Source organism: Acidihalobacter sp. (assembly GCF_037381185.1).
Classification (GTDB): Bacteria; Pseudomonadota; Gammaproteobacteria; order DSM-5130; family Acidihalobacteraceae; genus Acidihalobacter_A.
In genome coordinates this window covers 1-11,162 of sequence record NZ_JARRQY010000094.1, presented here as the reverse complement: position 1 = coordinate 11,162, position 11,162 = coordinate 1, and the positions used below count along the sequence as shown (strand labels likewise).

The 11,162-nt window shown below is 61.1% G+C and carries 7 protein-coding genes; all 7 read left to right on the top strand.

Features of this window, described 5'->3' with window-relative positions; genetic code table 11:
* Positions 1-333: 333 nt before the first annotated feature.
* Positions 334-762, top strand: a complete 429-nt coding sequence (locus P8014_RS19915; RefSeq protein WP_337819080.1) for a hypothetical protein — start codon at positions 334-336, stop codon at positions 760-762.
* 639 nt (positions 763-1,401) lie between these two features.
* Positions 1,402-1,863, top strand: a complete 462-nt coding sequence (locus P8014_RS19910) for a hypothetical protein (RefSeq protein ID WP_337819079.1) — start codon at positions 1,402-1,404, stop codon at positions 1,861-1,863.
* 132 nt (positions 1,864-1,995) lie between these two features.
* A complete protein-coding gene (tssE, locus tag P8014_RS19905; RefSeq protein WP_337819078.1) occupies positions 1,996-2,292 on the top strand; it encodes a type VI secretion system baseplate subunit TssE in 297 nt (98 codons plus the stop codon).
* A gap of 163 nt (positions 2,293-2,455) precedes the next feature.
* On the top strand, positions 2,456-4,291 hold the full coding sequence (gene tssF / locus P8014_RS19900) for a type VI secretion system baseplate subunit TssF (protein ID WP_337819077.1): 1,836 nt from the start codon (positions 2,456-2,458) through the stop codon (positions 4,289-4,291).
* Complete coding sequence (gene tssG, locus P8014_RS19895) at positions 4,255-5,340, top strand: type VI secretion system baseplate subunit TssG (protein WP_337819076.1); 1,086 nt, start codon at positions 4,255-4,257, stop codon at positions 5,338-5,340. The genes tssF and tssG overlap by 37 nt, the downstream gene beginning before the upstream one ends.
* A 12-nt stretch (positions 5,341-5,352) precedes the next feature.
* Positions 5,353-8,061, top strand: a complete 2,709-nt coding sequence (tssH, locus tag P8014_RS19890) for a type VI secretion system ATPase TssH (RefSeq protein WP_337819075.1) — start codon at positions 5,353-5,355, stop codon at positions 8,059-8,061.
* A 1,026-nt stretch (positions 8,062-9,087) separates the two neighbouring features.
* The coding region (gene vgrG / locus P8014_RS19885) for a type VI secretion system tip protein VgrG (protein ID WP_337819074.1) at positions 9,088-11,162 on the top strand (2,075 nt) is incomplete at its 3' end.

Below are 11,162 nucleotides of genomic sequence, written 5' to 3'. Positions count from 1 at the left end.
AGTACGCCGCGGTGCAGTGGCGCTACACGCAGCAGAAGGTCGGCGGCGGCCAGGGCGGAAGCTCGCAAGGTGCCTGGAGCCTGACCAAGAACGACAAGACCTTCAGCGCTTGATCGTTTGAACGAGAAACACATAGGAGCACAGGCTGAATTTTCCTGATTAGGTTGCTAGAGCATATTCCCCGGCACACCGACCAGGTGTGTCGGGGCGCTGACGGACAAGAATGAACTCTTCTCTATCTCGATAAGTCAATGCTCCGCACTTAATCGCCCCTATTTGCCACGTGGTATCTCGAAGCTATTGATAGTCAATATATTCAAATACGGATACCCCATGACAACTCAAGTAGAAGCAAAAATAACAATTGCCAAATTAATTGAAATTGCCTACGAAAAAAACAGTGGAATCACAACAAAACTCCTAAGAAACAAAGGGAACTTCAAAATAACCGTGGACGAAAATGGCAATGCCACATTATCCGGCAACATAGGAATGCTAACCTTCAAAGCAGACTCCGCCCTAATTATCCTTGGCAAAAAAGTCAAGAACGTCTCGATATTTTTCACTAAAGGCGAAGGAGGCGGCATCAAATACACAGCGATGTTTAAACTCGTTGATGTCGCATCAATTTCCGTTTCAGGATTTTTTGATGCCGAAAAATTGATTTTTTCTTGTGGCGGATTACTATGCAAGGCCGCCAGGGCACTGAAGGGAAGACACAGAGCATATGACCTTGAACTACAAAGAATAATGGGACACTGATAATGAAGAACCTAATCCTGTTATTTTTTGTCTCGCTAATAGCCTCCTGCGCCAGCATACCTAACAGCGAGAATTCACCGTATACAACCTATCAGAGCTTCACAAAATCCCTGGAAGCAAAAAATTTCAAAAAATCCGTATTGTTTTTAAGCAAGCCCAATAGAGATCGATTTGAAAAAATGAATGAAGCCGAAAATTTCGATAATTTTTTCCCATTTTTCTCATCCACAAATACAGTCATATCGAAAGAATTAAATCACTTCCAAAAAATCCACAATAGCCAAGCATGCCTCACCATCATAGGATTTGACAAGAAGAACGAACCCACATCAATCAATCTTAAGCATCGCGGAGAGCATGCTGATTACCTAGTGGACTAAATCATGAAAAACACAGTAAAAGAGACGCTTGTCTTTTGGAATGTTGTAGTAGTTATATGCATTAGCGCGTGGGCATTCTGGCATTACCTTGGCCCGGCTGCAGACACTGCTTTACTCGTTATAACTATCGCGGGTCTTCTACTTGAGAATAAACTCTTGCGTAAGCAATACCAACGACACAAGGAAAAGATCAAGAACCAACTAACGAACACGAACACGAACACGAACACGAACACGAACACAGAAATATATTCAGAATATGTTTAAATTCGTTAATATAAAGTCGATTTTTACGTCATTAATCACTATTTCAATCTTTGTTTCAGGGTGTTCACTAACAGCAAAGAAATCACCACAACTATTCCAATCATACTCGAATTACAGATACTCTACTAACGATAAAAACATCAAAATAGTTGCTAAAAATTACTTCAGCAAGTCTCTTTTAGGAAAAGATTACAAGACAAACAAAGACGCCGAAAGTCAGCTTTTATTTAAAAGTTATATGTCAAAAATAGCGACTCACTATGAAGCGATTTATGGAGAAAACGGCTGCCTTGTAATTAATGGATACGACAAAGAAAATGCCCCTGTTATTTTCAAATTGACCTATATTTTGAGCGATGGAAAATGGCTAATCAACAACATAGATGTTGTTTTGGCCGAAAACAAGAACGACTTTGTAAACACTGCGAAGTGTTCTAGCGAAATCCCGCAGTAGGACCAAACACTCAAGCTTCTTGACGCAAATCTCCATATGACTGAAGCGCAGTTGCATAGAGGAACCAGAACCAAGAAATCAGACCACATCATTCGTTCAACGATCCAAAGCACATATTAAGGTATACGCTACATGAAAGGCTTCGAACCCAGCCTGTTGGACAGATTATTCGACGACGCGCCCCGGGACATCGGCTACGCCTTCATCTGCCACTCGCTCGAGCTGGCGATTTCGCGCCACGAACCGCGCTTGATCAATGTTCACGTCGTACTGGACCAGGACCAGCGCACCATGGGAGCGTTGAGATTTTCCATCAGCGCGCTGCTGGTGGTGCACCCATCACGCGAACCGGTCAATTTCGACGCGTTTCTGCAGCCGACCACATTGCAGTATTCCGTCAGCCGCAACCGTCGTGCTGCCGCGATCTGACGCCGGCGCGCGCATGAACGACGATCTGCTCATGTCACTTCCGCATCTGGATGCAGTATTCCCGGCCATCCCCTTGCCGATAGACGTAGCGAACAAAACCGCCAATGCCGTGTCGCACCTCACCACGGTTGTATGCCATCGACCTGAGAGCACGTTCAGATAAATGGAAGACCTGCTCCCCTACTACGAACGCGAACTGGCATTCTTGCGCAGCTATTCGCGTGACTTTTCCGAACGCTACCCGAAAATCGCCGGACGCCTGCTGCTGGTGGGCGATGTCAGCGAAGATCCCCATGTCGAACGGCTGATTGAATCGTTTGCGCTCATGGGTGCGCGCATCTCCAAGAAGATCGAGGACGACTACCCGGAGTTCACCGAAGCGCTGCTCGAAGTTCTCTATCCGCACTACCTGCGCCCCTTCCCATCGTGCTCGATAGCGCATTTCGACCTCGGCAACGCCACCGCGCAGCTATCAGCCCCGGTGACGATCCCGCGCGGTACCGAGTTGTTGAGCCGCCCGGTGCGTGGCGGCCCGTGCCGTTTCCGTACCGCCTACGACATCCAGCTCGCGCCGTTGCGGCTCGCTGCGGCCCAGTTCCTGGCAGTGGCCCAGGCACCGGCGCAGGTTCGCCTGCCGCCCCAGTCCAGCGCACAGATCACCCTGCGCTTCGAACTGCTCTCCCAGCACTCCTCGACGGAAGCGCTGGGAATGGACAAGGTCCGTATATTCGTCGACGGCGAACCGTCGTTCTGCGCGGTACTGCGGGACGTTCTCGCACTGAAGATCGAACAGGCGTACGTCGAGACCGATGACAGCGGACGCTGGACGCGACTCGACGGAAATCCGCTGTCCCAGGTGGGAATGGCCGAGGACGAAGCGCTGATCGACTATCCGGCGCGCTCACATCCAGCCTATCGCCTGCTCACCGAGCTATTCGCCTTTCCCGACAAGTTCGGTTTTTTCGACATCGATCTGCGCCAGGCCGGCAGGCTCGGCGGCAAGCGCTTCGCGCTGCACCTGATATTGCGTGATGTGGCGGCCGACTCAGTGCCGGCTAGGCTGCTGGAGCCTCTGTCGCCGACCAACCTGCCGCTCGGATGCACGCCCGTGGTGAACCTGTTCAGCCAGCGAGGTGAGCCGATCCGGGTCAGTCACACCGCCGCCTCCTACCCCGTCCTGGCCGATGGCCGTCGTGCCTATGCGTACGAAGTGCATTCAATTGACAGCGTGGCGCGCATACAGCAGACCGCGCAGGGCGAAACGGTGGTCGAGTTCCGTCCTTTCTACTCGCTGCGTCATGGCGAAAATCCCGACCACGCCGAACACTACTGGCTCGCCCATCGCAACGAGACCGTTGCAAGACACAGCCCCGGCTACGAACTCGAACTTTCCATGGTCGATGCGAACTTCGACCCGGTGACGCCGCAAACCGACGTACTGAGCCTGGAACTGACCTGCAGCAACCGCGACCTGCCCACACAACTGGCCTACGGCGTCCCCGGCGGCGACCTCACGATGGAAGGCGGCTCGGTGGCGCGCAGCATTTCGCTGCTGCGCAAACCCACGCGCTCTCTGCGTTTCGACACCGGACGCGGCGCCCAATGGCGCTTGATCTCACATCTGTCGCTCAACCATATATCCCTGGTCGACGGCGGCGCCGCCGCATTGAAGGAGATGCTGCGCCTGTACGACCTGGCGCGCTCGGCCACCTCCGGACGTCAGATCGACGGCGTCGTCGATCTGACGCACAAACCGGTCACGGCATGGCTGCCCAGCCGGAATTTCGCCAGCGTTGCACGCGGCACCGAGATACGCCTGACGATCGACGAAGAACACTTCGTCGGCACCGGCATTCAGGCCTTCGCCAGCGTGCTCGATCATTTCTTCGGGCTCTACGTGAGCGCCAACAGCTTCACCCAGCTTGTCCTGCTGTCCAATCGCAGCGGCGAGGAACTTATCCGATGTCAGGCACGAAACGGCGAATCGATCCTGGTGTAGCGCAGCGGCTGCTGTCCGAGCCGCAACGCTTCCAGTTCTTCCAGGCCGTGCGCGTCCTGGAACATCTGTTCGTGCGCAACGGCGTACGCCAGCAGGACGTACTGACACGAAGGCTGCGCTTTCGCAATACGCTCTCGATGAGCTTCCCCGCCAGCGACATCGAGCAACTACGTGCCTACACCGAAGATGATACTCAGCTCGGCGCCGCCAACGATGAGACGGCGCTCGCCTGGGAAACCCTGTCCGAAGTGGACATCACGCCGGCATTCATGGGCATGCTCGGCAGCCGAGGCGTATTGCCCTACAACTACACCGAGCGCCTGGGCGAACGCGAGGTCATGCATCGCGATCATGCCGCGCGCGCATTCCTGGACATTTTCAACAACCGTGCCGTCGCCCTTTTCTACTCCGCCTGGAAAAAATACCGGCTGGAATTCCAGTACGAACTGGACCGCAACGAACGCTTCCTCCCCCTGGTACTGTCACTGGCCGGCATGGGCTCACCCGCATTGCGCGGCAAGCTCGCGCACGGCAAAGGCGCGGTCTTCGACCAGGCCATAGCCTACTACGGCGCCGGCATCGGTCAGCGTCCGCTGTCGGCCGCATTCCTGCAGCGCATGCTGTGCGAGTATTTCGATATCGAGATCCGTGTCGAACAGTTCGCCGGCGCCTGGTATCCGATCCCCCCCGACCAGCACGCGCGCCTGGGTTCGCCCAACGCGGCGCTAGGCCGCACGGCAATGGCCGGCGAGCGCGTATGGCAGCGCGATCTGCGCGTACGCCTATGGATCGGCCCGCTGCGGCGCGAGCGTTTCGAAGACTTCCTGCCCGGCGGCGACGCCGCGGTCGCGCTCGCCAAATGGCTCACTCTGCTCGGCGGCGACTCCCTGGAATACGAAGTGCAGTTGGTCCTGCACAAGGACGACGTACGCCCCACCGGGCTCGATCCGGACAACGGCGGCCGCCTCGGCTGGGACACCATGATCAGCACCCAGCCCGCGCACGATCATCGCGCCGACACCAACTACCTCATACAACCACTGGCATAAGGCACACCACGGATGAGCATCAACCTCAAGACCCTGATCGGCAAACTGGACGAGACCTGTCGTCGCGCCGCCGAGCGCGCCGCCAATCTGTGCATGGCGCGCGGGCATTACGAGGTGGATTTGGAACACCTGTTCCTGGCACTGCTCGAGCAACCGAACAGCGACTTCGCCGTCGTTGCCCGCCGCTGCGACGTCAGCCTGGAACAGCTCGAACGCGACCTCAGCACCGAAATTTCCCATTTCCGCGACGGCAATACACGCACCCCGGTGTTCTCTCCGCGTCTGCCCACCCTGTTCGAACACGCCTGGCTGATCGCCTCGCTCGATGCCCGCACCACCCGCATCCGCAGCGGACACCTCCTGCTGGCCCTGCTCACCCAGCCCGAACTCGCCCAACTGGCGCAGCGCGCCTCGGCGCAGTTCGCCCGCTTCAAGATCGAGGAACTCAAACACCATTTCGACAAGATCACCGAAGGCTCCGGCGAGGCCGGTGAAAGCGTGGATTTCGCAGATGCCTCTCCCGAGGCCGAAGGCGCCGAGGTTCCCACCCACGCCTCGCCGGCCAACAGCCTTGGCAAGACGCCCGCACTGGACCAGTTCACCACCAACCTCACCCAGCGTGCGCGCGACGGTCAACTCGACCCCGTGATCGGCCGCGACACCGAGATCCGCCAGGCCATCGACATTCTCATGCGCCGGCGCCAGAACAACCCGATCCTCACCGGCGAGGCCGGCGTCGGCAAAACCGCCGTCGTCGAAGGCCTGGCGCTGAAGATCGCCGAAGGCGACGTCCCTCCCCCGCTGCAGGGCGTCGAGTTGCGCACCCTGGACATGGGCCTGCTGCAGGCCGGCGCCAGCGTCAAGGGCGAATTCGAGAATCGCCTCAAGAACGTCATCGACGAGGTCAAGAAAAGCCCCACGCCGATCATCCTGTTCATCGACGAAGCCCACACCATGATCGGCGCCGGCGGCTCGGCCGGCCAGAGCGATGCCGCCAACCTGCTCAAGCCCGCGCTGGCGCGCGGCGAGCTGCGCACCATCGCCGCCACCACCTGGAGCGAGTACAAGAAGTACTTCGAAAAGGACGCCGCCCTGGCCCGCCGCTTCCAGGTCGTCAAGGTCGAGGAACCCGGCGAAGAACTGGCCGCCGCGATGCTGCGCGGCATGGTTCCGCTGATGGAAGAACACTTCAACGTGCGCATCCTCGACGAGGCCATCACCGAAGCCTGCCGCCTGTCGCACCGCTACATCAGCGGCCGGCAACTGCCGGACAAAGGCGTCAGCGTGCTCGACACCGCCTGCGCGCGCGTCGCTCTGGGTCAGACCGCCACCCCGGCTGCCATCGACGACGCCCGCAAACGGCTTGCCCGCCTCGCCGCCGAGGTCGGAGCGCTGGAACGCGAAGTGGCCGCAGGCCACGTGCATGACACCCGCCTCGCCGGATTGCGCGAACTACAGAGCGAAATCGAAGCCGCACTGCAGGCCGACGAGCAGCGCTGGGAAGCCGAGCGCGAGCTGGTCGAAAAGATCAAGACGCTGCGCAGCGAACTGGAAAACGCCGCACATACCGACACCGCGCAGGCCGCCGACGGCAAACCGCGAGCGAGAAGGAAAAAACCCGCCGCCAATCCCGCCAAAGCCGAACTGCAAAAGCTCTACGACGAACTCGCCGCGCTGCAGGGCGAAACCCCGCTCATTCCCATCCAGGTGGACGGCACCGTGGTCGCCGAAATCGTCGCCGCCTGGACCGGCATTCCGCTGGGCAAGATGGTCAAGGACGAGATCCGCACCGTACGTCAGCTCAAACCCGCGCTGGAAGATCGCGTGATAGGCCAGGACCACGCGCTCGAAGCCATCGCCCAGCGCGTGCGCACAGCCCGCGCCAATCTCGAGGACCCCAACAAGCCCAAGGGCGTGTTCCTGTTCGTCGGCCCCTCCGGCGTCGGCAAGACCGAAACCGCCCTGGCCCTGGCCGACATCCTCTACGGCGGCGAACGCAAACTCGTCACCATCAACATGAGCGAGTACCAGGAAGCGCACACCGTCTCCGGGCTCAAGGGATCGCCGCCCGGCTACGTCGGCTACGGCGAAGGCGGCGTGCTCACCGAGGCGGTGCGCCGCAGCCCCTACTCCGTCGTGCTGCTCGATGAAGTCGAAAAGGCCCACCCCGACGTGCTGGAACTGTTCTTCCAGGTCTTCGACAAGGGCGTACTGGACGACGCCGAGGGACGCGAGATCGACTTTCGCAACACGCTCATCATTCTCACCAGCAACGTCGGCTCGTCGCAGATCATGCAGTCCTGTCTCAACAAGCCGGCCGAAGAGACTCCCGATGCCGACGCCCTCGCCGAACTGCTGCGCCCGGCGCTGTACAAGGCCTTCAAGCCCGCCTTCCTCGGCCGCATGAAGGTCATCCCCTACTACCCGATCAGCGACGACGTGCTGGAGCGGATCATCCGCCTCAAGCTCGACCGCATCGGCACTCGCGTCAAACACAACCATCAGGCCGACTTCAGCTACGACGACGCCCTGGTCGAGGCGGTGCTGGCGCGCTGCACCGAAGTGGACTCCGGCGCACGCAACGTCGACCACATCCTCAACGGCAGCCTGCTGCCCGAGGTGGCCGACAGCGTGCTCGCACGCATGGCCGAAGGCGATGCAATCCAGCGCATAAAAGTGGGCGCCGACAGGCACGGCGCCTTCAAGTACACCGTGAAGTAGACGTAACAAAAGGATCCACGATGAAAGTAACGATTGACTTGGATCGACTCCTGGAAGAAGGGAAAATCAGCCAGGCCGAGCATGCCAAATTCAGTGAGTTCGCCGCTCGTGGTACGAGTCAACTCGTCTTCAACATCCTGGTGGGCTTTGGCGTAGTCGCGGTCAGCGGCGGTATTCTTGCCCTACTCCCGACCACTGTCACGGCAATCACTCTCGGGTTGACAATCTGCGCCGCCGGACTTGTCCTCATGTCGGCCCGTATTGAGCAATGGACTCTGCTCGCCAACATTTGCATCCTGGTTGGAGCACTACTTTTGGGGGCCGGCGTCATCAAAACAGGCGAAGGCTCCGTCGGTTCCTTCCTCCTGGTTTCCGCAGCATTTGCTGCTGCAGGCATCATTTCGCGCAGCTCGCTGCTGAGCGTTCTCGCAGTGCTTTCCCTTTCGTCTTGTCTCGGGACAAGGACAGGCTATTTGCACGCCACCTATTTCCTAGGCGTTCAAGAACCGGCTGCAACAACCGCAGTGTTCACCATTTTCTCTTTTGTTACGTACAAGCTCTCGAAACACCTCTCTACAGACTACGAAAGACTCGCCATCGTCGCCTCAAGAGCCAGCGTGTTTTTGGTCAATTTTGGTTTCTGGATTGGTTCTCTATGGGGCGATCACATAGGCGGTGGCGTCACCATCAGTGCTCAATTTTTTGCGCTGCTTTGGGCCATTGGATTAATCGCTGTAGGGGCCTGGGCCTGGCACAGAAACCTCAGATGGCTGATCAACGTAGTAGCGACGTTCGGGGCGATCCACTTTTACACCCAATGGTTCGAACGGCTCGGCGCATCGGCAGAGACCGTACTGCTAGCAGGCCTCCTAGCCCTTGGCTTTGCCGTTGCCCTGCGGGCGGCGACGTGCTCGTCCCGGACCGGTTCCAGGGCTGGGAAGCGGTCGACCACGGCGGCTTTCGCTTCGAGCTGGCCACGCTCTCGCCCAACGCGCATATCCCGCTCGAGCGACTGCTCGGCGCCCCGTGCTGCTGGAGCTGCTCACCGCCGACTCGCGCACCGACCTGCGCCCCTTTCACGCCCACGTCTCGGGCATCGAACGCGTCGGCAGCAACGCCGGCCTGGCCCGCTACCGCCTCACCCTCGAGCCCTGGCTGGCCCTGCTCAAGCTGCGCCAGGACAGCTTCGCCTTTCGCGACGCCACCGTCATCGAGATCGTCGAGCAACTGTTCGCCCACTACGCCAAGGGCGTGGTCGTGCCCGCCTGGCGCTGGCAGCTCGCCGATCGCAGCCTCTACCTCAAGCGCAGCCTGACCACGCAGTACCAGGAGAGCGACTTCGCCTTCGTCGAACGCCTGCTCGCCGAGGAAGGGCTGTTCTACTGGTTCGAGCACGCCGGCGATCCGGCCGCGCCCACGCTGGGCACGCACACCCTGGTGCTGGCCGACAGCAACGAAGCCTTCGAGCCCGGCGAGGCGCTCACCTGGCGCTACCACCGCAGCAACGCCACCGAGCGCGACGACACCATCCAGCGCTGGGCGCCGGTGCGCCGCTGGCAGACCGGCCAGGCCCTGCGCGCCAGCTGGGACTACCGCACCCGTTCGCTGCGCCCCGCCCAGGCCCAGGCCGAAGCGCCCGCCGTGGCGGCGGTGGACGACGACACCGCCGGCCCCTACGCCTGGCCCAACCCGCGCGAGGGCGAGCGCCGCGCGCGCCAGCACCTCGACGCCCTGCACGCCGACTCGGCGCGAGTCGACGGCGCCGGCAGCGTACGCCGCCTCGCCCCGGGGCAGTGCTTTCGGCTCAGCCAGCACCCCACCCAGGACGACACGCCCCTGGCCTGCCTGCGCGTCGAGCATCGCGCTCGCAATAACCTCGATGCCGAGGTCATGGGCGCGGCCGAGCGAACGCTCGGCGCCGATTTTGCCCCCTTCGACGATCCGGCGTGGGACGCCCCCTGGCCAGAGGCTGCCGCCAAGCCGCAGACGCAGCCACAAACGCACGCTGACGCCGCCGACGACCCGCTCTACACCAACACCTTCGTCGCCCAGCCCGTCGCGCGTCCCTATCGCCCGCACACCGCCGAGGGCCACGGCCTGCGCCGCCAGCCGGTGCCCACCGCCACCGGCGCGCACAGCGCGGTGGTGGTCGGCGACGGCGCCCCCATCCACACCGACCGCGACCACCGCGTCATCGTCCAGCAGCACTGGCAGCGCGGCGAGAACGCCGCCAGCCGCCTCGACCATCCGCGCACGCCCAACGCCCCGGCCGACGGCAGTGCCGGCACCTGGGCGCGCGTGAGCACGCCGCTGGCCGGCGCCAACTGGGGCAGCGCCATGCTGCCGCGCGTCGGCCAGGAGGTCTGGCTTAACTACCTCGAAGGCGACATCGACCGCCCGGTGGTGGTCGCCTCCCTCTACAACGGCCGCGGCAACCCCGACGCGCCGTTCAACCAGGCCGCCGGGGGACCGGCCGGGGCCACCGGCAACGCCCCGGCCTGGTTCACCGGCAACGCCCACCCCGGCGTGCTCTGCGGGATCAAGAGCCAGGACCTGGCCACCAGCGCCGACGGCAGCGGCGGCTACCGCCAACTACGCCTGGACGACACCCCGCAGCAGGGCCACGCCCAGCTGGCCACCACCGACTACGACAGCGCGCTCACCCTCGGCCACGTCAAGTACCTGATCGACAACCGCCGCGTGACCGATCTGGGCTACGGCGCAGCACTGTCCAGCCTCGCCCAGGGCGCGCTGCGCGCCGGCAACGGCCTGCTGGTGGCCACCGGCCCCGGTTCGGCGCAGATGGACGCGGCCGAGTCCGGCGCCGTGCTCGATCAGGGCAGGCAACTCGTGCAGGGGCTGACCGAAGCGGCCCAGCACCAGCAAGCCGGACTGCCCGGCGAGCCTTCAGCCGAAAAGCTGCACGCCACCGACTCCCAGGCCAAGCTCGGCGCATCGCTGGCCGGCACCCGCCGGGGCACCGAACCCGGCGGCGGCATCGGCGGCGGCGAAGGCACCGTACCCGCCTGGAACCGGCCCGACCTGATCGCCCACGGCCACGACGGCCTGGCCGCCGTCACCCCCAGGGACCACGTCTGGGT